At 65.9% G+C, this 24,862-nt stretch carries 22 protein-coding genes; 20 read left to right on the forward strand and 2 right to left on the reverse strand.

Going from position 1 to position 24,862, the window contains the following annotated elements; genetic code table 11:
• Positions 1 to 7: 7 nt before the first annotated feature.
• Both VVT58_RS18175 and VVT58_RS18180 read left to right on the forward strand, forming a co-directional pair.
• Entirely contained in the window at positions 8 to 3,403 is a 3,396-nt protein-coding gene (locus VVT58_RS18175) for an acyl-[ACP]--phospholipid O-acyltransferase (RefSeq protein ID WP_327752343.1), read from the forward strand.
• A gap of 42 nt (positions 3,404 to 3,445) precedes the next feature.
• Positions 3,446 to 4,291, forward strand: coding sequence for an oxygenase MpaB family protein (locus VVT58_RS18180; RefSeq protein WP_327752411.1), 846 nt, complete (start codon positions 3,446 to 3,448; stop codon positions 4,289 to 4,291).
• Here the strand turns inward: VVT58_RS18180 and hutC are convergent.
• Both hutC and VVT58_RS18190 read right to left on the reverse strand, forming a co-directional pair.
• Positions 4,212 to 5,009, reverse strand: coding sequence for a histidine utilization repressor (gene hutC, locus VVT58_RS18185; RefSeq protein WP_327752344.1), 798 nt, complete (start codon positions 5,007 to 5,009; stop codon positions 4,212 to 4,214). The two genes, VVT58_RS18180 and hutC, sit on opposite strands and share 80 nt — an antisense overlap.
• Positions 5,006 to 6,337: a formimidoylglutamate deiminase gene (locus VVT58_RS18190; RefSeq protein ID WP_327752345.1), complete on the reverse strand. Its 1,332-nt coding sequence runs from the start codon at positions 6,335 to 6,337 to the stop codon at positions 5,006 to 5,008. The genes hutC and VVT58_RS18190 overlap by 4 nt, the downstream gene beginning before the upstream one ends.
• A 78-nt stretch (positions 6,338 to 6,415) precedes the next feature.
• Between VVT58_RS18190 and hutI the strand changes: the two genes are divergently transcribed.
• The 18 genes from hutI (at position 6,416) to VVT58_RS18280 (ending at position 24,859) form a co-directional block, all read left to right on the forward strand.
• On the forward strand, positions 6,416 to 7,606 hold the full coding sequence (hutI, locus tag VVT58_RS18195) for an imidazolonepropionase (protein WP_405053754.1): 1,191 nt from the start codon (positions 6,416 to 6,418) through the stop codon (positions 7,604 to 7,606).
• Entirely contained in the window at positions 7,603 to 9,126 is a 1,524-nt protein-coding gene (hutH, locus tag VVT58_RS18200) for a histidine ammonia-lyase (RefSeq protein ID WP_327752348.1), read from the forward strand. The genes hutI and hutH overlap by 4 nt, the downstream gene beginning before the upstream one ends.
• Positions 9,123 to 9,917, forward strand: coding sequence for an N-formylglutamate deformylase (gene hutG / locus VVT58_RS18205; RefSeq protein WP_327752349.1), 795 nt, complete (start codon positions 9,123 to 9,125; stop codon positions 9,915 to 9,917). The genes hutH and hutG overlap by 4 nt, the downstream gene beginning before the upstream one ends.
• 27 nt (positions 9,918 to 9,944) lie before the next feature.
• Positions 9,945 to 11,612, forward strand: coding sequence for a urocanate hydratase (gene hutU / locus VVT58_RS18210; RefSeq protein WP_327752350.1), 1,668 nt, complete (start codon positions 9,945 to 9,947; stop codon positions 11,610 to 11,612).
• Between the two features lie 106 nt (positions 11,613 to 11,718).
• The gene (phhA, locus tag VVT58_RS18215) at positions 11,719 to 12,582 is read left to right on the forward strand and encodes a phenylalanine 4-monooxygenase (RefSeq protein ID WP_327752351.1); all 864 of its coding nucleotides are present in this window, start codon (positions 11,719 to 11,721) and stop codon (positions 12,580 to 12,582) included.
• Positions 12,576 to 13,760, forward strand: coding sequence for an aromatic amino acid transaminase (locus VVT58_RS18220; RefSeq protein ID WP_327752352.1), 1,185 nt, complete (start codon positions 12,576 to 12,578; stop codon positions 13,758 to 13,760). The genes phhA and VVT58_RS18220 overlap by 7 nt, the downstream gene beginning before the upstream one ends.
• Positions 13,761 to 13,777: 17 nt before the next feature.
• A complete protein-coding gene (gene hppD / locus VVT58_RS18225) occupies positions 13,778 to 14,818 on the forward strand; it encodes a 4-hydroxyphenylpyruvate dioxygenase (RefSeq protein WP_066562171.1) in 1,041 nt (346 codons plus the stop codon).
• A 275-nt stretch (positions 14,819 to 15,093) separates the two neighbouring features.
• The gene (gene cpaB / locus VVT58_RS18230) at positions 15,094 to 15,993 is read left to right on the forward strand and encodes a Flp pilus assembly protein CpaB (RefSeq protein WP_327752354.1); all 900 of its coding nucleotides are present in this window, start codon (positions 15,094 to 15,096) and stop codon (positions 15,991 to 15,993) included.
• Positions 15,990 to 17,177, forward strand: coding sequence for a pilus assembly protein N-terminal domain-containing protein (locus tag VVT58_RS18235; protein ID WP_327752355.1), 1,188 nt, complete (start codon positions 15,990 to 15,992; stop codon positions 17,175 to 17,177). The genes cpaB and VVT58_RS18235 overlap by 4 nt, the downstream gene beginning before the upstream one ends.
• Positions 17,178 to 17,180: 3 nt before the next feature.
• Positions 17,181 to 18,422, forward strand: coding sequence for a histidine kinase (locus tag VVT58_RS18240; RefSeq protein WP_327752357.1), 1,242 nt, complete (start codon positions 17,181 to 17,183; stop codon positions 18,420 to 18,422).
• Entirely contained in the window at positions 18,419 to 19,747 is a 1,329-nt protein-coding gene (locus VVT58_RS18245; protein ID WP_327752358.1) for a CpaF family protein, read from the forward strand. The genes VVT58_RS18240 and VVT58_RS18245 overlap by 4 nt, the downstream gene beginning before the upstream one ends.
• Complete coding sequence (locus VVT58_RS18250; protein WP_066562166.1) at positions 19,741 to 20,634, forward strand: type II secretion system F family protein; 894 nt, start codon at positions 19,741 to 19,743, stop codon at positions 20,632 to 20,634. The genes VVT58_RS18245 and VVT58_RS18250 overlap by 7 nt, the downstream gene beginning before the upstream one ends.
• Entirely contained in the window at positions 20,634 to 21,497 is an 864-nt protein-coding gene (locus VVT58_RS18255) for a type II secretion system F family protein (RefSeq protein WP_327752359.1), read from the forward strand. Before VVT58_RS18250 ends, VVT58_RS18255 begins: the two co-directional genes overlap by 1 nt.
• Entirely contained in the window at positions 21,494 to 22,108 is a 615-nt protein-coding gene (locus VVT58_RS18260; protein WP_405053745.1) for a tetratricopeptide repeat protein, read from the forward strand. The genes VVT58_RS18255 and VVT58_RS18260 overlap by 4 nt, the downstream gene beginning before the upstream one ends.
• 3 nt (positions 22,109 to 22,111) lie before the next feature.
• Positions 22,112 to 22,324, forward strand: a complete 213-nt coding sequence (locus VVT58_RS18265; RefSeq protein WP_327752360.1) for a hypothetical protein — start codon at positions 22,112 to 22,114, stop codon at positions 22,322 to 22,324.
• Complete coding sequence (locus tag VVT58_RS18270) at positions 22,317 to 24,179, forward strand: pilus assembly protein TadG-related protein (RefSeq protein WP_327752361.1); 1,863 nt, start codon at positions 22,317 to 22,319, stop codon at positions 24,177 to 24,179. The genes VVT58_RS18265 and VVT58_RS18270 overlap by 8 nt, the downstream gene beginning before the upstream one ends.
• A 69-nt stretch (positions 24,180 to 24,248) precedes the next feature.
• Positions 24,249 to 24,431: a Flp family type IVb pilin gene (locus VVT58_RS18275; protein WP_066562160.1), complete on the forward strand. Its 183-nt coding sequence runs from the start codon at positions 24,249 to 24,251 to the stop codon at positions 24,429 to 24,431.
• A complete protein-coding gene (locus VVT58_RS18280; RefSeq protein WP_327752362.1) occupies positions 24,431 to 24,859 on the forward strand; it encodes a TadE/TadG family type IV pilus assembly protein in 429 nt (142 codons plus the stop codon). The genes VVT58_RS18275 and VVT58_RS18280 overlap by 1 nt, the downstream gene beginning before the upstream one ends.
• Positions 24,860 to 24,862 lie beyond the last annotated feature (3 nt).

A 24,862-nucleotide genomic window follows, 5' to 3' on the forward strand; every position in this document is an offset into this window, starting at 1 on the left:
TAAGAAAATGTCCGCACCTGATCTGTCTTTGCTGGGTAAACGCCGTTTCGCGCCCTTGTTCGTGGTGCAGTTCCTGGGCGCGTTCAACGACAATCTGTTGAAGTTCGCGCTGCTGTTCCTGGCCAATTTCGGCCTCTATCGCGCCGAGCCGGACAAGGCCGAGCTTCTGGCGACGATCGCCACGGGCCTGTTCATCCTGCCCTATTTCCTCTTTTCCGCGCTGGCGGGACAGTTGGCCGACGCCTGGGACAAGGCAAAGCTGGTGCGGGCGGTGAAGGCGGCGGAGGTCGTCATCATGGCGCTGGCCGTGACGGGATTCTGGCTGGAATCGGTGCCGGTGCTGCTGTCCTGCCTGTTCCTGATGGGGCTGCATTCGACGATCTTCGGGCCGGTCAAATTCTCGATCTTGCCGCAGCATTTGCGGCCTGAAGAGATTATGGGCGGGACCGGGCTGATCGAGGCGGGGACTTTCCTTGCGATCCTGAGCGGGCAGTTGCTGGCGGGCGTCATTCCGCCCTGGGAAGCCGGCATGGTCGCGGTCGGGCTGGCGACGCTGGGGTTTTTGGTCAGTCTGGCGGTGCCGTCGGCGCCGACGGTGGTGCCGGGGCTGCGGATCGAGCGGAATGTGTTCAGGAGCACATGGCATATATTGAGGGCCGCCCGGCATGGGCGGGGCGTGTGGCTGTCGATCCTGGGGATAAGCTGGTTCTTTGCGGTGGGCGCGGTGCTGCTGGCGGAATTCGCGCCTTTGGTGAGCGGGGTTCTGAAGGCGCGGCAGGAGGTCGCCACCTTCTTCCTGCTGATCTTCTCGATCAGCGTGGCGCTGGGGTCGATGCTGGTGAACCGGCTGCTCGGCGGGCATGTATCGGCGCGGTTCGTGCCGGTGTCCGCGCTGGCGCTGGCGGGGTTCATGATCGATTTGTGGCTGTCGACCAGCGCTTATGTCCCCGTGCATTCGGGTGCGGGCATTGCCGAATTCGTCGGGTCGCCGGGGAGCTGGCGAATCATGGTCGATCTGTTCGGCATCGCCTTTGCGGGCGGGATGTTCATCGTGCCGCTCTATGCCATTCTTCAGACGCACAGCCCGCGTGAGGAGCGGTCGCGGACCATCGCCGCGAACAATATCGTCAATGCGGCGACCACGGTGGCGGTCGTGTCGGCGGTGACGGCGATGCTGGCGCGAGGGGAGAGCGTGCCCGGCGTCATCGGGGTGATGGGCTTTGCGACTCTGGCCGTTGCGCTGATTAGCTGCTGGTTGCTGCCGGAGACGGTCATCAAGGCGATCGTGCGGGGGCTGCTGCGGCTTTGCTATCGGGTGGAGGTGCATGGGGCGGAGAATATGCCCGGCGTCGGGGAACCGGCGGTCGTGGTGGTGAACCATGTGTCGTTTCTCGACGGCTTGCTGCTGGCGGCTTTCCTGCCTGGCAAGCCGACTTTCGCGGTGCATACGCGGATCGCCAAGGCCTGGTGGGTGAAGCCTTTCCTGCCGCTGTTCGATGCCTTTCCGGTCGATCCGACCAATCCCCTGTCGGCCAAGGCGATGGTGAAGGCGGTGCGGGAGGGGCGCACTCTGGTGATTTTCCCCGAAGGGCGGATTACCGTGACCGGCGCGCTGATGAAGGTGTTCGACGGCCCCGGCATGGTCGCGGACAAGGCCGATGCGCCGATCATCCCGGTGCGGATCGACGGCGCGCAGTTTACGCCCTTCTCGCGGCTCAGAGGCAAGGTGCGGTTGCGGCGTTTCCCCAAGATCTCGCTGACCGTGCTGCCGCCACGCCGCTTCGCCATAGAGGGCGAGATGACGGCGCGGGCGCGGCGCGCGATTGCCGGGCGGCGGCTCTATGACGAGATGAGCCAGATGATGTTCGCGACATCGGACACGGACCGAACCTTGTTCGAGGCGCTACTGGAGGCGCGGCATGTCCATGGCGCGGGCGCGCTGGTGGTCGAGGATGTGAAGCGCGAGCCGCTGAGTTACGGGCGGCTGGTGACGGGCGCGCTGGTGCTGGGGCGGGCCTTGGGCCGTTCGACGCGGCAGGGGGAAGCGGTCGGCGTGCTGCTGCCCAATGTGGCGGGGGTGGCGGTGGTTTTCTTTGCCTTGCAGGCGGGCGGGCGCGTGCCGGCGATGTTGAATTTCACGGCGGGGCTGGCGAACCTGAAAGCGGCCTGCACTGCCGCGCAAATCAGAACGATCGTGACCGCCCGGGCCTTTGTCGAGCAGGGGAAGCTGGGCGACGTCGCTGCCGGGCTGGAGGCCGAGGGGATTGCTGTCCTCTGGCTGGAGGATGTGGCGGCGGGCATCGGGACCGGCGCAAAGCTACGGGGGTTGATCGCCAGCCGCTTTGCCGGGCGGGCGCATAAGCGGCTCGGGGTTACGCCGGACGATGCGGCGGTCATTCTCTTCACCAGCGGATCGGAAGGGCTGCCCAAAGGGGTGGTGCTGACCCATCGCAACCTGCTGGCCAATTGTCGGCAGTTGGCGGCTCGGATCGATTTCAATTCGGCCGATGTCGTGCTCAATGCCCTGCCGGTGTTCCATAGTTTCGGGCTGACGGGGGGCACGCTGCTGCCGATCTTCCATGGGGTGAAGACGCTGCTCTATCCCAGTCCGCTGCATTACCGGATCGTGCCCGCGCTCGCCTATGACGCCAATGCGACGATCCTGTTCGGGACGGACACCTTCCTGTCGGGCTATGCGCGGATGGCGCATGGTTATGACTTCTATTCGCTGCGCTACATCTTCGCGGGGGCCGAGCGGGTGCGGGAGGAGACGCGGAAAATCTATGCCGAGAAGTTCGGGCTGCGCATCCTGGAAGGCTATGGCGCGACCGAAGCAGGGCCGGTGATCGCGGTCAACACGCCGATGCATTTCCGCGCCGGATCGGTCGGGCGGCTGCTGCCGGGGATCGAGGCGCGGCTGGACGATGTGCCGGGGATCAGCGAGGGCGGGCGGCTTTCGATCCGGGGGCCGAATATCATGGCGGGCTATATGAAGGCCGATGCGCCGGGCGTGCTGCAACCGCCCGAGGGCGGGTGGCATGATACGGGCGACATCGTGACCATCGACGAGCAGGGTTTCGTGACCATAAGAGGGCGGGCGAAGCGCTTTGCCAAGATTGGCGGCGAGATGATTTCCCTGCCCGCCGTGGAAGGCTATGCTTCGGCGGTCTGGCCGGATGCGGAACATGCGGTGGTGACGCGCCCGGATGCGCGCAAGGGAGAGCAGTTGGTGCTGTTCACCACGGCGCGGGAGGCGAAGGCGGCGGCCTTGCAGGCTTGGGGCAAGGCGCATGGGGTGGCGGAACTGGCTCTGCCGCGGGAGATCAGGGTGCTGGACGCGCTGCCTTTATTGGGAACCGGGAAGACGGATTATGCGTCGATGACGCAGATGGCGGCCGGGTAGGAAAGCCGATCCTCCCCATGCCTTCATGAGGAGGATCAGGTGATCGAACGTCCCTCGCACATGCTGCGGCGCCTGCTGGTGGGGCAGGTGCGGGGTGTGTTCCATGACAGCGCAAAGGGAGAGAAGCCGGTCAAGGCTTCGGATCTGGCGCTATATCCGCCCGGCTCGGTGATCCGGCGGGTGCATGGCGATGTCACCAGCATGATGATCGGCGGGGTGAGCGCCTTGCTGATGCAGATGCTGCATCCCGCCGCGCTGGCGGGAATTTGGGATCATAGCAGTTTCCGCGACGATATGCTGGGGCGGCTGCAGCGGACGGCGCGGTTCATCGCGGTGACCACCTATGCCGAACGGGCGGAGGCGGAAGCGGCGATCGCGCGCGTGCGGCAGGTGCATGAGCATGTGCGGGGGACTTTGGACGGCGGCGCGGCTTATGCGGCGAATGATCCCTGGTTGCTCGCCTGGGTGCATATTTGCGAGGCGATGAGCTTTCTGGATGCGTGGATCGCTTATGGAGAGCCGTTCATGACGCTGGCCGAGCAGGACCGCTATTTTGCGGAGACCGCCCTGGTGGCGCGAGCCTTGGGGGCTGACCCGGTGCCGGAAAGCCGGGCGCAGGCGGTGGTGTTGATGGCGCGCTTTCGGGACGAGCTGGCGGTGACGGAGCGGACGCGGGAAGTGGCGCGGAGAGTGTTGCACCAGCCTGCGCCTTCGATCGCGTTGGCTCCGGCGCAGGCGATGATGATGCAGGCTTCCGTGGCCTTGCTGCCGGGATGGGCGCGGCGGATGCATGGGTTTTCGGTGCCGGTCATGGCATGGCCCTTGGTTCGGGTAGGGGCTTTTGCCTTGGCCGGGACGATGCGATGGGCTTTCCGGGGGAAGCGCTGATTGAGAGTCCGGCGTGGAAGTGGGCGGTCAGCGCGTAGCGATCGCCGGGGTAGAGCATGCGGGCGTAGGTGATGCGTTCCTCGGCACGCCATGTCCAGCGCTCCAGCGCCAGGCAGGCGGCGTTTTCCGGGGACTGGAGGCTTCCCGCCGTCGCTTTGTCGGCGGTGATGGCGGTGATGCGATGTTCGGCTTCGGTCCAGGGAACATGGGCGAGCAGCCAGGAGCCGGGAGGTTCGGTGGAGAAATCCACCTCCGCCGCTTCGGGGACGGCGGCAAGGTTGATCAGCCGCTGTTCGAGGGCATAGGGCAGGTCTTCTGCGAAATGGCGGCATTCGATCGCCAGCAATTCGCCGTCCGCGATGCGCAGCAGCGTCTTGTCGTCCGCAGTCGCCTTGCGCCGCTCGCAGCTCAGAAGGTCGAGGCGGTAGGCTAGGCCCTGCCCCTCGACTTCGGCGCGGATGTCCGGGATTTCGAGTGCGGCGCGGTGGAAGCGGGGGGCGGCGACGAAGGTGCCCGCGCGCTTGCGGCTTTCGAGCAGGCCCGATTGCACCAGTGAGCGCAGCGCCTTGTTCACCGTCATGCGGGAGCAGCCATAGGCATCCATCCACTCATGCTCATAGGGGATGCGGTGGCCGGGACGCCATTGCCCCGACATGATGCGGCCTTCTATGTCGCGGCGGATGCGGCTGTGGAGCGCGTCTGTCTGGGGACGGGTCAATCGAGCAAGGCCTTGAGCAATTGGGTGTAGCGCGCCTCTATGGCGGGGCGGGCGTGGTGGACGCCCGCGCTAACCCGCTTCTTGCCGGCGCACCAGACGCTATCGATGTCGGCGCGGGCGAAGATCCAGCTATCGAGCAGAGGATCGCCTGAACGAGCTGCGGTGGACGGGTGATCGCGGCGGAGGGTCACGATGTCGGCGCGGGCGCCGGGGGTGAGGGCTGTGGGGAGGTGGCCCAGCGCCTGAGCGCCATTTTGGGCATGATGGTAGAGACTGGCGCCGGTGGATCGGCCTGCCGCGGAGGCGAGCAGGTTACGGCCCTGATGGATCAGGCGCTGGCCATATTCCAGAAGGCGCAGTTCGGCGGCGGCATCGATTTCGACGTTGGAATCGGAGCCTATGCCGATCCGGCCGCCCTGGGCGAGGAAGGCTTGGGCAGGGAACAGGCCGTCGCCCAGATTGGCTTCGGTGATGGGGCATAGGCCGACGGTGGCGCCGTTTTTCGCGATGGCGCCAAGTTCGCTGTCGGTGATGTGGGTGGCATGGACGAGGCACCAGCGGCGGTCGACCTCTGCGTGGCTCATCAGCCATTCGACCGGGCGTTGGCCGCTCCAGGCGAGGCAGGCTTCGACCTCCCGCATCTGTTCAGCGATGTGGATGTGGATGGGACCTTCCGGCGCGAGGATTGTGACGTCGGCCAGTTCTTCGGGCGTGACGGCGCGGAGGCTGTGGGGCGCTACGCCCAATGTCGCGTCGAGGAGCTTGAGGGCTTCCATCAGGCGGGAAAAACTATCCCGGCTGTGGAGGAAGCGGCGTTGGCTTGTCGTCGGGGGCGCGCCGCCGAAATCGGAATGAGCGTAGAAGACCGGGAGCAGAGTCAGCGCCATGCCCGTCTCCTGGGCGGCTTCCGCAATTGCTTCGGCCATGGCGGCGGGGTTGGCATAAGGGACGCCGCTAGGGTCGTGGTGGAGATAGTGAAACTCCCCGACGCTGGTGAAGCCGCTTTCCAGCATTTCGGCATAGGCCAGCGCGGCGATGGCATGCAGACCCTCGGGATCGAGGCGGTCGACGAAGCGGTACATAGCCTCGCGCCAGGTCCAGAAGCTGTCTTTGCCCTCCCCCGCCCTTTCGGTGAGGCCCGCCATGGCGCGCTGAAAGGCGTGGCTGTGGACATTGGGCAGGCCTGCGAAGGCGGGGCCGTGGCGCTCATCTTCAGGTCCGGGGCTGGTGTCGGGGGTGATGGTCGCGATCTGGCCGCCGCTCAGGGTGATGCGGACGCCGCTGCGCCAGCCTTCGGGGAGCAAGGCCTGTTCAAACCAGAGCGCCATTCTCTTCCTTCTCTGGACAATGGTGATTGCCTGCATTTAAGTATATACATTATTGAGTCGATGCCAGTGGAAATGACGATGCCCCCTCCCTGCGATAGAGTCTGGACCCATGCGCGGATCGCGACCATGCGGGCTGGCGTGCCGGTGATCGAGGACGGCGCGGTGGGCGTGCGCGGGGGTCTGATCTGCTATGTCGGACCTGCCGGGGATGCGCCGGACGCGGTGGAAATCATCGACTGCGCCGGACGGTGGATCACGCCGGGGCTGATCGATTGCCACACCCATCTGGTGCATGGCGGCGACCGGGCGGCTGAGTTCGAGATGCGGCTCGCTGGAGCCAGCTATGAGGAGATTGCGCGGGCGGGGGGCGGGATTGTCTCCACCATGCAGGCCACGCGGGAAGCGAGCGAGGATGCGCTGGTGGCGAGCGCCCTGCCCCGGCTGGACGCGCTGATGGCCGAAGGCGTCACCACGGTCGAGGTGAAGTCGGGCTATGGGCTGGACCTTGAGAATGAAGCGAAGATGCTGCGAGCGGCGCGGAGGCTGGGGGAAGCACGGCCGGTGTCGGTCGCTACGACTTTTCTGGGCGCGCATGCGATTCCGCCGGAATTTGCCGGGAATGCGGAGGGCTATGTCGATCTGCTGATCGAGCGGGTCTTGCCGGCGGTGGCGCCGCTGGCCGATGCGGTGGATGGCTTTTGCGAGGGGATCGGCTTTTCGCCCGCGCAGATCGGGCGGTTGTTTGCGGCGGCGCGACAGCTTGGCTTGCCGGTGAAGTTGCATGCGGAGCAATTGTCCAACCTGCATGGCGCGGAACTGGCCGCCCGGCATGGCGCCTTGTCGGCGGATCATCTGGAACATCTGGACGAGGCGGGCGTGGCCGCCATGGCGCGGGCCGGAACGGTGGCGGTGCTGTTGCCGGGAGCCTTCTACTTCATGCGCGATAGCAAGGCGCCGCCGGTTGACGCGCTGCGGCGGGCGGGGGTGCATATGGCGCTGGCGACCGACTGCAATCCGGGGACTTCGCCGCTGACATCTTTGCTGCTGGCGATGAACATGGGGGCGACCCTGTTCCGGCTGACCGTCGGGGAATGTCTGGCCGGGGTGACGCGGGAGGCGGCGCGGGCCTTGGGGTTGCTCGATCGCGTCGGGACTGTGGAGGTCGGCAAGAGCTGCGATCTCGCGATCTGGGACATCGAGCGGCCTGCCGAGCTGGTGTATCGCATGGGGTATAATCCGCTCCATGCCCGTATCTGGAGAGGACGATGATGCTCATTCCGGGCGAGGTTTCGCTGGGGCAATGGCGGGCGATCCATGAGGGCGCGGCAGTCGGGCTGGACCCGGCATCCGCGCCCCGGATCGCGGCGGGGGCAGCGGCGGTCGAACGCATATTGGCGCGGCATGAGCCGGTCTACGGGATCAATACCGGCTTCGGGAAGCTGGCGAGCGTGAAGATCGGGGATGAGGATCTGGCAGCGCTTCAACGCAATATCGTGCTCAGTCATGCGGCCGGGACCGGCCTCCCCTCGCCTGTGCCGGTGGTGCGGCTGATGATGGCGTTGAAGCTGGCGAGCCTGGCGCAGGGGGCTTCCGGGATCAGGCCGCAGACCGTGGCCTTGCTGGAGACGATGCTGGCGCGGGGGCTGACGCCGGTTGTGCCGGCCCAGGGATCGGTGGGAGCGAGCGGCGATCTGGCCCCGCTGGCGCATATGACCGCCGCGATGATCGGGGTGGGGGAGATTTGGGTCGAGGGCAAGCGTTTGCCTGCTGCGGAGGCTTTGGCGCGGGCTGGACTGGCGCCGCTGGAGTTGGGACCGAAAGAGGGGTTGGCGCTGCTCAACGGGACGCAATTTTCTACCGCCAATGCCCTCGCCGGGCTATTCGGCGCGGATCGGTTGTTCCGGACCGCGCTTGTCACCGGGGCTTTGTCGACCGAGGCGGCCAAGGGAACCGATGCGCCGTTCGATCCGCGCATCCATCGGCTGCGGCGGCATGCGGGGCAGATCGCGGTAGGGGAAGCCCTGGCCGCGTTGATGGCGGGGTCGGCTATCCGGGCTTCGCATCGGGCGGACGATCCGCGGGTGCAGGACCCCTATTGCCTGCGCTGCCAGCCGCAAGTGATGGGCGCGGCGCTGGACGTGTTGCGGTCCGCCGCCGCGATGCTAGAGACGGAGGCCAATGGGGTATCCGACAATCCGCTGATCTTCGCGGAGACGGATGAGGCTTTGTCGGGCGGCAATTTCCATGCGGAGCCGGTGGCCTTTGCCGCCGACATGATCGCCATGGCGGTGTGCGAGATCGGGTCCATAGCCGAGCGGCGGATCGCGATGCTGGTCGATCCGGCCTTGTCGGGACTGCCCGCCTTTCTGACGCCCCGGCCGGGGCTGAACAGCGGCTTCATGATCCCGCAGGTGACGGCGGCGGCTCTGGTTTCCGAAAACAAGCAACGGGCCTTTCCGGCAAGCGTGGATTCCATCCCGACCTCCGCCAATCAGGAGGATCATGTGTCGATGGCGGCGCATGGGGCGCGGCGATTGGCGGAGATGGTGGAGAATGCCGAAGGCGTGATCGGCATCGAATATCTGGCGGCGGCGCAGGGTTGCGATTTCCATGCACCCTTGACCTCTTCCGACGCGTTGGAGGCTGTGCGGGCGCGGCTGCGCGCCGAGGTGCCGCATCTGGAGGAGGATCGGCATTTCCATCCGGATATGGAGATCGCCAATCATCTGGTGCGCTCCGGCGCGGTGATCGAGGCGGCAGGGCTGGCTCTGCCGGGCGTGGTGGGATGAGCTGGCTGGAAGTCACTCCTGGCGAGGCGCCCTTGATCGTCGCCCTGCCCCATAGCGGGACCGACCTGGCCGATGTGGAGGCGGATTTCCGTTCGCCCGAACTGGCGCTGTGGGATGCGGATTGGTGGGTGGATCGGCTTTACGCCTTTGCCCGCGATCTGGACGCGACGGTCGTGCGGACGGCGGTTTCGCGGAGCGTTGTCGATGTGAACCGTGACCCGTCCGGGGCTTCGCTCTATCCGGGGCAGGCTACGACGGAATTGTGCCCGACGACGACTTTCGATGGGGAGCCGCTTTATGCGGGGGCCGTGCCTGATGAGACGGAGGTCGCCCGGCGGACCCAAGGCTGGTTCGTGCCCTATCATACGGCGCTGGCCGGGGAGATTGCGCGCTTGAGGGTCCGGCATGAGCGGGTGGTGCTCTATGATGCGCATTCGATCCGAAGCCATGTGCCCCGGCTGTTCGAGGGCAAATTGCCGCTGTTCAATATCGGTACTTTTGGCGGGGTGAGTTGTTCGCCCGTTCTCTCAGCCGCCGTGCAGGAGATTTGCGCGGCGAACGGGCAGAGCCATGTGCTGAACGGGCGCTTCAAGGGTGGGTGGACGACGCGCAACTATGGCGAACCGGACAAGGGCGTGCATGCAATCCAGATGGAGCTGGCGATGCGGGGGTATCTGGATGAAGCGGGCGATTGGCCGCCGGTTTTCGACCCTGAGCGCGCCGCGCCGATGCGTGCCGTTCTGACCAAGATTTTGCGCCGCTGCATCCGTTTTGCGGAAGCTCACGGCTGAATGCCCAATAGCATATGAGGAAGCCTGATGACCCGTATCGATAACAGCCGCATCATCCGGCCTGCCACAGGCACGACGCTGAGCGCTAAAAGCTGGCTAACCGAGGCGCCGTTGCGGATGCTGATGAACAATCTCCACCCCGATGTGGCGGAGCGGCCCGAGGAGCTGGTCGTCTATGGCGGCATCGGGCGGGCGGCGCGCGACTGGGAGAGTTATGACCGGATCGTCGAGACGCTGAAGCGGCTGGACGACGATCAGACTTTATTGGTGCAGTCGGGGAAGCCTGTGGGGGTGTTTCGCACGCATGTGGATGCGCCTCGCGTGTTGATCGCGAACAGCAATCTGGTGCCGCATTGGGCGAATTGGGAGCATTTCAACGAGCTCGATAAGCGCGGCCTCGCCATGTACGGGCAGATGACGGCAGGGTCTTGGATTTATATCGGCACGCAGGGGATCGTGCAGGGAACATACGAAACCTTCGTCGAGATGGGGCGGCAGCATCATGGCGGCGACCTTTCGGGCAAGTGGCTGCTGACCGCCGGTCTGGGAGGCATGGGCGGCGCGCAGCCTCTCGCGGCGGTGATGGCGGGGGCTTCCTGTCTGGCCGTGGAATGCCAGCCGAGCCGGATCGAGATGCGGTTGCGGACGGGCTATCTCGACGCGGCGGCTTCTTCGATCGAGGAAGCCTTGGAGATCATTAAGAAGAGTTGCGCGGAACGGAAGCCGGTATCGGTGGGGCTGTTGGGCAATGCAGCGGAGGTTCTGCCGGAACTCTATCGGCGCGGAGTGCGGCCTGATCTTTTGACCGACCAGACCAGCGCGCATGATCCGGTGAATGGCTATCTGCCGATCGGGTGGACCGTCGCGGAGTGGATCGAGCGGCGGGAGCGGGAGCCGGAAGCAGTGGCAAAGGCCGCGAAGGCGAGCATGGCGGCGCATGTGCGCTCGATGCTGGATTTTCAGGCGGCGGGCGTGCCGACCACCGATTATGGCAATAATATCCGCCAGATGGCGAAGGATGAGGGGGTCGAGAACGCCTTTGATTTTCCGGGGTTCGTGCCGGCCTATATCCGGCCGCTGTTCTGTCGGGGGATCGGGCCGTTTCGCTGGGTGGCGCTGTCGGGCGATCCGGAGGATATTTATCGCACCGATGCCAAGGTGAAGTTATTGCTGCCCGAGGACGCACCTCTCCATCATTGGCTGGATATGGCGCGGGAGCGGATTCACTTTCAGGGGCTGCCGGCGCGGATTTGCTGGGTGGGATTGGGGGACCGGCATCGGCTGGGGCTGGCCTTCAACGAGATGGTGGCGAAGGGCGAGTTGAAGGCGCCGGTGGTGATCGGGCGCGATCATCTGGACTCCGGCTCGGTCGCTTCGCCCAATCGGGAGACGGAGGCGATGAAGGACGGCAGCGATGCCGTTTCCGACTGGCCGCTACTCAATGCGTTGCTGAACACCGCTTCGGGCGCGACCTGGGTGTCGCTGCATCATGGCGGGGGGGTCGGCATGGGCTATTCGCAGCATGCGGGGATGGTGATCGTCGCGGATGGAACAGAGGCGGCGGCCAGGCGCTTGGCACGGGTATTGTGGAACGATCCGGCGACCGGGGTGATGCGGCATGCGGATGCGGGTTATGAAATTGCGCGGGATTGCGCTCGGGAGAAGGAGTTGGACTTGCCGGGTATTTTAGGATGAGATTGTTTCATATTATCAGCTAAAGTGACGATCCTGTTTCATTGGACTGCGTGATTTGCGCGAAAATGAAACCCATTTTCCCCTGGGGCGTGCGATAAGGCTTCCCATGGCACAGGCTGAACTGGCATTTCCTGACGGCGCGGCTGCGGACTGGACGGTTCCGCAGGACTGGGCTGCCTATACGCCTGACGAGCATGCGATGTGGGACCGGCTGTTCGAGCGCCAAGCGGCGATGCTGCCAGGGCGGGTCGTGCCGGAATTCCTCGAAGGGCTGGACATTCTGCGGATGACGCGGCCCGGCATTCCCGACTTTGCCGAACTGTCGGAGCGGCTGATGCGGCGCACCGGATGGCAGGTGGTGGCGGTGCCGGGGCTGGTGCCGGATCGGGTGTTTTTCGAACATTTGGCCAATCGGCGTTTCGTCGCCGGGCGCTTTATCCGCAAGCCGGCGCAGATCGATTATTTGCAGGAGCCGGATGTCTTTCACGATGTCTTCGGCCATGTGCCTTTGCTGACCAACCCGGCCTTTGCGGACTATATGCAGGCCTATGGCGAAGGCGGTTTGCGCGCCGACCATATGGGGGCGATCGATCATCTGGCGCGGCTTTACTGGTATACGGTGGAGTTCGGGCTGATGCGGCGCGAAGGCCGGATGCAGCTTTATGGTGCAGGCATCGTCTCCTCCTATGGAGAGTCCGTCTTCGCGCTGGACGACGCCTCGCCCAATCGGATCGGCTTTGATCTCAAGCGGCTGATGCGGACGGAATATCGCATCGACGACTATCAGCAGAGCTATTTCGTCATCGACAGTTTCGAGGATTTGCTGACGAAAACATCGGATGTGGACTTCGGTCCCATTTATCGCGAGCTGGAGGGCGAGAACGACCTGGCGCCCGATGCGGTGTTGCCCGAAGATCGCGTCTACCATCGCGGCACGCAGGACTATGCGCGAGCGAAGATGACATGCTGACGCGGGAACTGGTGGAAGAACGCTCCTTTTTCGACGGGCTGGCGGTGCAACCCGCCGATGGGCTGCTGGGGCTGATCGGGATGTACCGGGCGGATCCGCAGCCTGGGAAGATAGACCTGGGCGTGGGCATGTTCCGCGACGATCTGGGACGGACGCCGGTGATGCGCGCCGTCAAGGCGGCTGAGGCGATGCTGCTGCGCGATCAGGAGACGAAATCCTATCTGGGTGCGGAGGGCGACCTGCGCTTTGTGGAGTTGCTGGCAGGGGTCGCTTTCGGGACAGGGGCGGATCGGCTGGTCGGGGTGCAGACGCCTGGCGGAACCGGCGCGCTGCGGCTGGGCGCTGAGCTGATTGCGCGCAGCCGTCCAGGGGCGGCGGTGTGGATCGGGACGCCGACCTGGCCCAATCATGCGCCGATCTTCCGGGATTCAGGGCTGGCTATCCAGACGCATCGCTTCTTTGACGTGGCAAGCGCCGAGATCGATTTCGAGGCGATGATCGAGGATTTGGCGCAGGCGCGAGCGGGCGACGTGCTGTTGCTGCATGGCTGCTGCCATAATCCGACAGGCGCGGATTTTACTGCGGAGCAGTGGCAGGAGATCGGGCGGCTGTGCGAGAGTCGGGGCTTGTTGCCTTTCATCGACCTTGCCTATCAGGGGCTGGGCGATGGGCTGGCGGCGGATGCGGCGGCGATGCGCGGACTGCTCGGCGCGCTGCCCGAGGCCGTGATCGCCTATAGCTGCGACAAGAATTTCGGGCTGTATCGGGAACGTGTGGGCGCGCTGTGGGTGCAATCGGATGCGAGCGATCTGGTGCGCGGCAATGTGCTGGCGTTGGCGCGGTCGATCTGGTCGATGCCGCCCGATCATGGCGCGGCGGTGGTGCGGCTGGTGTTGGAGAATGCGGCCTTGCGGGCCGATTGGGCGGCGGAGCTGGACGCGATGCGGGCGCGGATCAATGGACTGCGCATGGCATTGGCGGCGAGTCACGAGCGGCTGGCGGCGATCGGGAACCAGCGGGGCATGTTCGCGCTGTTGCCGCTGGGGCCGGATGCGGTGGAGGCGCTCCGCCGGGAGCGTGGCATCTATATGGCGGGCAATGGCCGCATCAATATTGCGGGGCTGACGCTGGACAATATTCCTGCCTTTGTCGCGGGCCTCGCACCCTATCTATCATAATCGAGAGGATCGCCTTCATGGCTGACAACATCAATCCGCTGGGCCTTAACGGTTTCGAGTTCGTCGAATTCACCTCACCCGATCCCGAAGCCATGGGGCGGCAGTTCGAACAATTGGGCTTCGTGGCCAGCCATCGGCATCCGACCAAGAATATCACGCGTTACAAGCAGGGTCGTATCAACATGATGCTGAACCGCGACGATGCCGGGCGGGTGGCGGCTTTCCGGGGCGAGCATGGGCCGTCCGCGAGCGCCATGGCCTTTCGCGTCGCCGATCCCGAAGCGGCGATGGCCTGGGCGCTGGAGCATGGCGCGAAACCGACGGATGAGGATGATACCGTCATCCAGGGCATTGGCGGTTCCTATCTTTATTTCATCAGGGATGGGGAAGATCTGTACGCCGACTGGGCGGAGTTTCCCGGCTGGCGCGAGGCAGAGGCGAAGAATAATGTCGGCTTGGATATGCTCGACCATTTGACCCACAATGTCCGGCGCGGGCAGATGCGGGTGTGGAGCCAGTTCTACCGGACGCTCTTCGGTTTCGAGGAACAGAAATATTTCGATATCAAGGGGCAGGCGACCGGTCTGTTCAGTCAGGCGATGATCGCGCCGGACCGGGCCATTCGCATTCCGCTGAACGAAAGCCAGGACGACAAGAGCCAGATCGAGGAATTCATCCGCCAATATCATGGCGAGGGGATTCAGCATCTCGCGCTCACCACCGACAATATCTACGAGACGGTGGAAAAGTTGCGGGCGCGTGGCGTGCGGCTTCAGGATACGATCGAGACTTATTATGAACTGGTCGACAAGCGGGTGCCGGGGCATGGCGAGGACTTGGAACGGCTGAAAAAGAACCGGATATTGATCGACGGTTCGGTGGAAAATGGCGAGGGGATTTTGCTGCAAATCTTCACCGAGAATATGTTCGGGCCGATTTTCTTCGAGATCATCCAGCGCAAGGGGAATGAGGGCTTCGGCAACGGCAATTTCCAGGCCTTGTTCGAAAGTATCGAGCTGGATCAGATAAGGCGCGGAGTGATTTCGGTGGATGCTTGAGGATCCCCTGTATTAGCTTACAACGCAGAGGCTTGGTCCTTCATCCTGAAAGCAATCGGAACCGTTTCGGATCAATTGCGCTCGCTCTGAATGGATTTTGCGTGGGTTGGGATGAGCGAAACGCCCGTCGCCTCTCTATAAAGCTGCCATTCCCGCGATTCAGGACTTTGCGCCGTTCCGGTTGCTTCTTTCATGCCGTGACAATCGCCCAAAGGCTATGAATTCCCCCGGCTGAAGCGTTTTGCGTTCACGCAATACGCTCATGGGGGAAAGCAATGCGTTTGGGTTTGAAGGCCAAGCTGACGATCGCCGTCGGGCTGACCGCCACTTCGGCTTTTCTGGCGTTGGGCGTCCGGGAATTGCGCAAGGCCTCCGCCGCGACGGTGCAGGGCAGCGCCGCGCCAGCGAAGATCGCCGTGCCTGCCGTCGTGCTGGTGCAGGCGGCGCGGGCGATCCGGACCGGCGAGACGATCACGGCCACGATGATCCGCAATGCGGCGGGTGATCCTGCGCGCTTTCCTTATGCGGCGACCTCCGCCGAAGTGGTGGGCAAGGTTGCGACGCGGGACATTCCCATGCGGGCGCTCGTCGCCCGCGACGCGGTGGGGATGGAGAGCAAGCTCGCCATTCGCGTGCCCATGGGGATGCGCGCCGTCAGCATCGACACGACGGCGGAGATCGCCGTGGCCGGGCTGGTCCGGCCAGGCGATCGGGTGGACGTGCAGGTGGTCTATCCCGGCGCCGACGCGATCAGCGGGGCGCGGGGTTCCGGGCGCAGCCGGGCACAGGCTTTGCTCCAGATGGTGCAGGTGCTGGCGGTGGGCGAGGTCGTCGTCGGCACGCAGCAGCCTTCGGGAGTGGATGGGGCGCTGTCCTCCCCTCCCCCGCCTGCGCGGACAGTGACGTTGGCGCTGACGCCGGAGCAGGTGTCAACCCTTTCCCTTGCGAAAAGCACCGGCGCCTTGACGCTGTCGCTGCGCAATCCGGCCGATAGCGCGCAGGTCGCCGTGGCGGTGGCCGCCTCTGCCGGGCCTGAGCCGGGTGTGGCACCCGCCGCTCCGCGCATCATGACAGCGCCTGCACCTCACGCGGCGCCCCGTTCCATGCCGCATGCCATCGAGCTTGTCGTGGGCGACCGCCGCGAAACCATCTATTCCGGGAGTGCCGGCCGTTGAGGAAGACAGGGATTTCCGCGCTGACAGCCAGCCTGATCGCGCTGGGCTGGCCGATAGGCGCAGCCGCGCAAACGACGCTGCATGTGAAGGAGCAGCGTACCCTTTCCTACCCCCGCGCCATCGGACGGATCGAAGTAGATCGGGAGGGCGTGCTGTCCATCGCCGCGCCTTCGGCCCGGTCGCTGCGGCTGACGGCGATTGGCGAGGGCGATGCGACCGTCAGCGTCTATGGCGGTGACGGCGGGCTGATTGCGCGGGAGCCGGTTCAGGTGGCGGCAAACGCAGCAGCCAGTGCGCCTGTCGTCCGAGCAGGCGAGCAGGTCGTGGCGGTCGATGTCCAATTCGCGGCAGTCTCCGCGACGACGCTCAAGGCGCTAGGGTTCAACTTTTCCAAATTGAGTGGCGATATTCAGGGGGCGATCGTTTCGCCCAGCAGTCTGGCGAGCGCCTCGTTCAATCCCGATGGCCTTTCACTGGAAGCCAGCGCGCCGATCCAGAACGCCTTCAACCTGTTCCTCTCCGCGCCCAATCGCGGCATCGGCGCGGTGTTGAGCGCGCTCTCCTCCAACGGCCTGTCGCAATTGCTGGCGCAGCCGACCCTGCTGGTGCGATCCGGCGAGCAGGCGAGTTTCCTCGCAGGCGGCGAATTTCCCGTGCCGGTGCCGCAGGTTTCCGGATCGGGGAACACGCTTTCCATCCAATATAAGGAGTTCGGCGTGCGGTTGTCCGTCACGCCCTTCGTGCTGTCGAAGGACCATATCGTCCTGAAGATCGCTCCGGAAGTCAGCGAACTCGACTATAATAATGGCGTACAGTTGCAGGGCTATGTCGTGCCGGGACTGCGGCGGCGGTCGGCGGAAACGACGGTGGAGCTGGGCAGCGGGCAGAGCTTCGTGATCGCGGGGCTGAGCTATTCCAGCCAGACGGTGACGAAGGAGCGCACCCCTTTTCTGGGCGATATTCCGGTGCTCGGCGCTTTCTTCAAGCGGCAGCAGAACCAGAAGGAAAAACAGGAGCTGGTCATCGTCGCGACGCCCAGGCTGGTGGGGCCGGTGAAGGCGGACGAGATGCCGCCTCTGCCCGGCGCGGGGACGGCTGGGATCGATCCCGGCATAGGCGACATGATCCTGGGCACGGACGGGCTGGACCAGTCAAACGCGCCCTTTGGCGTGGTGAGGCGGTAAGCCATGGCGACGATATTCCTGCTTTCCGTAGACCGGATGCTGGCGCAACGGATCGACGAGGCGATGGGCGGGCGGGTTTCCGTCGAGCTGGTGCAGTCGATCGAGCGCGAAGCATTGGCGGGGCCGTGCCTCATCGTGATCGACCGGGCGGCGATTCCGCCGGAACGGGCCTTGTCCGCTGCGATAGGAACCGTGGTGGAGAGCGCGGGCGGGCGGCCGGTCGTGCTCGCAACGCAGGAGATGGAGGCGGAGCCGTTGCTGCGCGCTATTCGGGCGGGGGTGGATGATGTCATCCCGCGCGACGGCGAGGGGGCGGAGATTGCCGCCGTCCTGGCGCGGTTGCTGAACGATGCGGCGGCGGATCGGGGGAACCGGGGGCGGTTGACGCTGGTCCTGGGCGCGGATCGGGATGCCTGCGCGATGGTGGCGACCGACATGGCGATTGCGGCGAGCCAAGGTTCAGGCCAGGGCTCGACCTTGCTGATCGACTGCACTTTGCCGACCAGCGCGGCGGCGACTTATCTCGACCTCAGCATCGATTATGGGCTGGCTTCGGCCATAAGCGACATGGAACGGCTGGACGCCAGCCTGCTCGCCAGCACGGTGGCGCGGCATGGACCGAGCGGGCTCATGCTGCTGACCTTCGACGGCGGGACCGGGGCGGAGCCGGCGGGGCTGACGCCGGGCGATCTGGCTGGGCTGATCCGGCTGCTGCGGGGCTGTTGCAGCGATGTGGTGTTGAATGCGGGGAGCCTGCGCCATGGCGGGCTGCTGCGCGAGGTGGTGGCGGAGGCTACCCAAGTGGAGCTGCTCTGCGGCCAATCGATCCGGGAGATCGAGGCGTGCCGCCGCCTGCTCGACCGGATCGGGGCGGAGCGCGAGCGGGTCGAGGCGATGCGGTTGCTGCTGTGGGATCATCTGCCGGGCGTGCTGCTGGATGGGCGGCGGATGGCGGATGCGCTGGGGGTCGGATCGGTGCTGGCCCTGCCGACGGACCGGGCGCGGATGCGCAATGCGTTGAACGCCGGGCGGCCGCTGGCGATGGAGGCGGATGGCGGGACCTATATGGCGGCGATCCGGCGGGCTTGTGGGGTGGCGTCCAAGGCTGGCGGGATCGATCGGTTGCGACGGGCGATGCTCAAAGTCGTGAGCGATTTCGAGCCAGATGCGGGCATCTGGCGGCTTGGAGCCGCAAGGCCAGCGAAGCTAAATCGCGGCAAACAAACAAACGAGCGTGCGTCGTGAGTTTGCTGACCGGGGAAAGGGGCTTCTTGCCTGCGCGGGAGGTGCGGATCGCACCCGTCGCCCAACCCGCCGCCCAGCGGATGAGCGACAATTATCAGCTCGCCAAGGCGCAGACCTGCACCCAACTGATCGAGCAACTGGAGGCGCGTGCCGAGACGGCGGAGACTTTGGGGTCGCGGGCGCTGCGCGAGGAGATCGAGCAGGTCATCGCCAGCCGCAGCCGGCGCGGGCAACTGGCGCTCAACAGCGCGGAACGGTTGCTGCTGATCGAGGATGTCGAGGATGAGGTGGCGGGCATGGGGCCGCTCGCGCCGCTGCTGCGCGATGCATCGGTGGACGACATCATCGTCAATGGGCCGGGGCATATCTATGCCGAGCGCGGCGGATTGCTGGAAAAGGTCGAGACGCGCTTTCGCGACGATGCGCACCTTATGAACATCATCCAGCGGATCGTCGGGCCGATCGGGCGGCGGGTGGATGAGTCCAGTCCCTATGTCGACGCCCGCCTGTCCGATGGGTCGCGGGTGAATATCGTGATCCCGCCGGTGGCGCTGGACGGGCCGACGCTCTCGATCCGCAAGTTCCGGTTGCAGAGCATGACGATCGAGGATTGCGTCTCGAATCAGGTGATGAGCGCGGACATGGCCGCTTATCTGAGCGCGGCGGTGCGATCGCGGCTCAATATCCTGATCTGCGGCGGGACCGGGGCGGGCAAGACGACTTTGCTCAACATGCTGTCGACCTTCATCGGGGATCGGGAGCGGCTGATCACCATCGAGGATGCGGCTGAACTCCAGTTGCGGCAGAGCCATGTGGTGCGGCTGGAGACGCGGCCGCCGACCGTCGACGGCAGCCGGGAGGTGAGCAGCCGCGAACTGGTACGCAATGCGCTGCGGATGCGGCCGGACCGGATCATTTTGGGCGAAGTGCGCGGGGTCGAGGCGGTCGAGATGTTGCAGGCCATGTCGACCGGGCATGACGGGTCGATGGCGACCCTGCACGGCAATAGTCCAAGGGACGCCTTTGCCCGGCTGGAGATGCTGCTGGGCTTTGCCGGGGTACAGAGCGACATTCGCGCGATCCGGCGCTTCATCGCCAACAGCGTGCATGTGGTGGTGCAGTTGCAGCGGCTTTCCAATGGCAGTCGGCGGGTGATGTCGGTCAGCGAAGTCACTGGCCTGGAGGGCGATGCCTATTCGCTGAACGAGCTGTTCGTCTTTCAGGAACAGCCTGCTTTGTCGGGGTTGGGGGAGTTTCGCACCCTGTCGCTGCGGCCCTATTTTACGGAGCGGCTGCGGGATTATCGGAGCGGGCGGTCGTGCTGAGCGGGGCGGCTTTCCTTATCCTCTCGCTGCTGATCGTCGCGGGGATCGGCTGGCAATTGCTGGCGGAACAGGCGCGGCAGCGGGCGGTGATCGACCGGCGGTTGGGCCTGGCTTCGGCGGCGGTGGCGCAGCGGCGGGTGGTGCTGGCGGCGCCGGATGTCGTCGCGCCCTTGCTGGCGCAGGCGCAGATCGACGTCACGACGCAGGCCTTGGGGATTTTCGGCGGCGTGCTGGTGCTGGCGGCGTTGGTTGCCTTGCTGGCGGCGGGGCCGGTGGCGGCTTTGGCGGTGATCGCCGGGGTGCCGCTGGGGCTGCTGGCCTGGGTGCGACGGCGGGCGCAGCGGCGGGTCGAGGCGCTGATCGAGGCGCTGCCTTATTATATCGACGCCGTGCGGCAGATGCAGGCGGTCGGCAATTCGCTGGCGCAGGCGCTGGAGCGGGCGCTGGCCGATGCGCCCGCCATCGTGCAGGCCTATATCGCCCCGGTTGCGCGGCGGCTGGAACTGGGCGCGCCGGTGGCCGACGCGATGCAGATGCTGGCGGAGCGGCTGCGCGTTCCTGAAATATCGATGCTCGCCGCCGCGATCCGCACCAATATGCGCTATGGCGGGTCGATTTCGGCGGTGCTGCTGAACCTGGCCAACATCCTGCGCGAGCGCATCCGGATCAAGCGCGAGCTGAAGGCCGCCATTTCCGAAGCGAAGATCAGCGGACGGGTGTTGATCGTCATGCCGCTGGTGGCGATGGCGCTGCTGGTGGCCATGAACCCCAGCTATATCGATTTTTTCGTCAATGATCCGCGGGGCCACAGGCTCGCGGTCGTGGCAGTGGTGCTGCAAGGAATGGGGATGCTGGTCATGCGGCGGGTGATGAGGCTCGCCTTCTGATGGGGGCGCTGTTTCTTTTCTGTGCGGCCCTGGGGGCGGCCTGCGCTTTTGCCGGGATGCGGATGCTGCTGGCCGACCAGCGGCTGGAGGCGCGGCTGGGGATGGCCGGGGAGCGGACCGCCTTTCGGCTGCCTGGTGCCTTTGCGGCTCGCGGGCGGGACAAGTCGGAAATCGCGGCCAAGCTGATGCTGGCGGGCTTCCAGCATGCGCGGGCGGCCGACTGGTTCGTGTGGACCCGCATGGCGGCGACCGGCGGCGCGGCGGCGGCGGTGATGGTCGTTTCCAGGATGATGTGGGGCGGTTTCTTCGCGCAGCCGCTGTTGATCGTGATCGCCGCCGGCCTGACCTATATCGGGGCCAAGCAGGCGATCCATCTGCTCGCGGCGCGGCGGGCGCAGGCGATCATGGCGGAATTTCCCTTCCTGCTCGACCTGATGCTGATGATGCTGGAGAGCGGGATTTCGCTCGACCAATGCTTCCGTTCCATTGCGCGGGATGAAAGCATCGCCGTGCCGCATCATGCGCGGCTGATCGCGATGCTGGTGGCCGATCTCGACCGGGGGATGCGCTATGAACTGGCGCTGGACCGCTGGGCGGCGCGGGTGGCGGTGAACGGGGCGAAGGAGCTGGCGGCGCTGTTCCGGCAGGCGCTGTTCCAGGGGATCGAGCTGGCCCCTGCCCTGCGCGAATTCGTGCGCGAGTTCACCCAGCGCCGCGTCATGCGGGCGCGCGAGGCGATGGGCGGCATTACCGTGCGGATGGTGGTGCTGATGATCCTCTTCTTCATGCCCGCTCTGTTCGTGGTGCTGGGCGGGCCGCCGGTGGTGGCGATCTTCGATACCTTGCGGGGGATTTCGCAATGAGGCGGTTCATGCTGGCGGCGTTGCTGATGACGGCTGCGCCTGTGCAAGCGAAGGAGGCGCCGGATATACGCGGCCTTTATCTGCAACTCATCCATCAGGCGCGCGGCGACGGGCGGCCCCGGGCGGCGCTGGCCTATCTCGACGATTTCGAGCGGCGCTATCCGGGCGATGCCGAAGCGCGGCTGCTGCGGGTCAACAGCCTGATCGATCTGGGTCAGATCGATGCGGCGGAGGCGGTGCCCTTGCCGGTCGAGACGGCGGACGGCGGGGTCAGCGCGGTACGCGGGCATTTGCTGGCGGCGCGTGGGCGCTGGGCGGAGGCTGCGGCTTTTTACGAGCAGGCGGGCCGCGCCAGCCCAGCCGATCCGTTGCTGCGCAATGCGCTGGGCTATGCGCTGCTGCGCGCCGGACGGGCTGGGGCAGCGATAGAGGCGTTGCGCGGCGCGAGCGACCTGGCGCCGCAAATGGCGGTCATTCGCAACAATCTACTGCTGGCGCTGATCGTCGGTGGGCGGGACGCGGAGGCCGAGGCGGGGCTGCGGCGGATCGGGGATGGCGGGCTGCGGCGGAAACTGGCGGCAGAGGCCGTTCGGATCGGGAAGGGAGGCTGATCGATGATGGTGCTGTGGATGATGCTGGCTTCCCCTTCCCCGCCCCCGCCGCTGCCGGTGGAGAGCGCGGCGCGACAAGTAATTGAAGCGCAGTTGAAGGCGCCCGTCCGCGAGGAGGCGGAGCTTTCGGCGGAAGAGGCTGCGCGGATACGGCAGCTTTATCTGGAGTCCATCGGGCGGCGGGTCGAGCGGGCGCCGGACGAGCGACATGATTGAGTGGAAGCGCCGCGTCTTCCTGCGAAGGCAGGAACCCAGATCGGGCGGCGGGACTGGGTTCCTGCCTTCGCAGGAACACGGTTCGCATGGGGCAAGGGTCAGCTCCCTCAGGCGCGACCAGTCGGCCGCCGTGGCGCCGATGATCGCGGCTTTGGGCGCGGTGCTGATAGGCGCGGCGGGCTTCGCGCTGGATGCCGGGCTTTATTATGTGAGCGAGCGCAATCTGCGCGCCGCGACCGATGCGGCCGCGCTGGCCGCCGCGATGAACCCCGCGCAGGCGACGGCGCGGGCACGGGACAGCCTGACCCGCAACGGCTATGATCCGGCCATTCTCCGCTCGGTGGAGACAGGCCGCTATTGCGCCGATGCGGGACTCGGCGCTGCGCAGCGTTTCGATGCCAGCATGGCGCTGTGTCCGGGCAACGGACGGGTGAATGCTGTGCGCATCCGGACTGGAAAGCCTGCACGGCAGTTCCTGATGCATGTGCTGGGACCGGCCAATCCGCTGCCCGAACTCGCCGCCAGCGCCACCGCCGCGCGCATCGATGAGGCAGGGGTCGGCATCACCTCCGGCATCCTGACCGTCACCAATGCGCTGGTGAACAGCGTCAATGATCTGCTGGGCGCGCTGCTGGGCATCAAGCTGCACCTCTCCACCGCCGATGTCGAGGCGTTGATGGCCAGCAGTGTCGATGCGGGCCTGTTCTTCGATGCGCTGGCGCAGCGGGTGGGGGAAAGCGGAACCTATGCCGCGCTCACCGCCCGGACGGTGGGGTTGCAGGATCTGCTCCATGCCGCCGCCAGCGCCGCCGACAACGCCGCGACCGCCGCCACGCTGACCCTGCTCGCGGGGCAGGTCGGCAACGGCTATACCGTGCCGCTAAAAGGGCTGTTCGGCCTTGGCGTGTGGAAGAACATGCCGGTGGGCGGCGCGAATGAGAAACCCGCCTTGCGCGCCGGGATCAACGCCTATCAGCTCTTTTCCTTCGCGGTGCAGGCGGGAAGCGGCACGGTCGACCTGTCCGATGCGGTCGGCACGATCGCGCCGGGCAGCAGCGTCCTGCTGGCCGGCATGGCGAGCGGACCGATGGACCGGCCGCGCTTTTCCTTCGGCCCGGCGGGGGAAACCAGCGCCGCGACATCCGCATTGCGGCTGCAACTGGATGTCGGCATCAAGAATGTCACCTTGCTGGGCGTCCCGCTGGTGTCGGTCAATCTGCCGGTGACGATCGACATTGCGGCGGCGCAGGGGCAGGTGAGCGCCATCGACTGCCCCGACACGGCCGAACAGGCGCGGGATATGCGCGTCACGGTCCAGGCCAGCACCGGCCTCGTCAACGCCTATATCGGCACCCTGCCCGCCGGCGCGATGACGCGCCCCATGCCCGCCCTGTCCGCCGCCGACGTGCAGCCGGCCCGGATCGTCAACGCGCTGGGCGTCGTCGCCGTGGAAGGCCGCGCCGTGGCGCAGCCGGTCATGGGCAATAGCGGCGCGCTGGTCTTCGGCCCCGGCGGGCAGGGCACGATCGGCCGTCCGGGATCGCCGGGCACGTCCGCCAGCATCGGCAATGGATCGCAGGTCGGGCCGCTACTGACATCGCTGGCCAGCAGCCTTGGCGCGCCGGACGGATTGCAGGTGCAGTTGCTGGGCGCCTGCCTTCCGATCGTCTGCGATGCGACCAAGGCGCTCGCCCGGTCGCAGCTATTGAGCGGCGTCGTCAATCCGCTGGCGGCGCTGGTCGGCACCACCATCGATCCGCTGGTCACCAATCTGCTCGGTGCGCTGGGCATACAGCTTGGCCATGCGACGCTCTGGGCGACCGGGGCGCGCTGCGGGGTGCCGGTGCTGGTGTGAGATCTGGCGGCGGGCGGGCCCCTCCCCCGCTCGCCGCCGGTCATCATGGAGGGAATAAGGAGATATGGGATGAACAAGTTTCTGGGATCGCTGATCGCGAAATTGGCGCGGGATGAAAAAGGGCTGACCGCCGTGGAATATGCCGTGCTGGGCGCGGTGGTGGTGGCGGCGATCGTCGCGGTGGGCACCAATTTCAGGACGCAACTCGGCGCCGCCTTCACCACGATGTTCAACAGCATCCCATCGAGCTGATGCGGAGCCGGGTGCGCCGCCTGCTCGCATGCGAGCGGGGGCTGGCGGCGCTGGAATTCGCGCTGCTGGCGCCCGCGCTGTTGATGCTGGTCTTCGCGATCATACTCTATTCCTTTTACTTCGCGGCATTGATGGGCGTGCGCCATGCCGCCGTCGAGGGCGCCCGCGCCGCCGTGGCGGGCCTCTCCACCACTGAGCGCACGTCGCTGGCGCAGAGCCGGGCGCAGGCGGTGATCAACGGCTATGGCACGCTGCTGGCGGCGGGCGGCGGGCCGGTCGTCACGGCCGGACCTGACGCGACCGGCACCTTCCGGGTACGGGTGAGCTATAATATGAGCGGCAGCCCGATGATGCGCTATGCAGCCCTGGTGCCCATGCCGTCCGCGACGATCAGCGCCAGCGTCATTGTCACCAATGGGAGCTATTGAACA

Origin of the sequence: Sphingobium sp. SJ10-10 (genome assembly GCF_036038995.2) — a bacterium.
GTDB lineage: Bacteria > Pseudomonadota > Alphaproteobacteria > Sphingomonadales > Sphingomonadaceae > Sphingobium.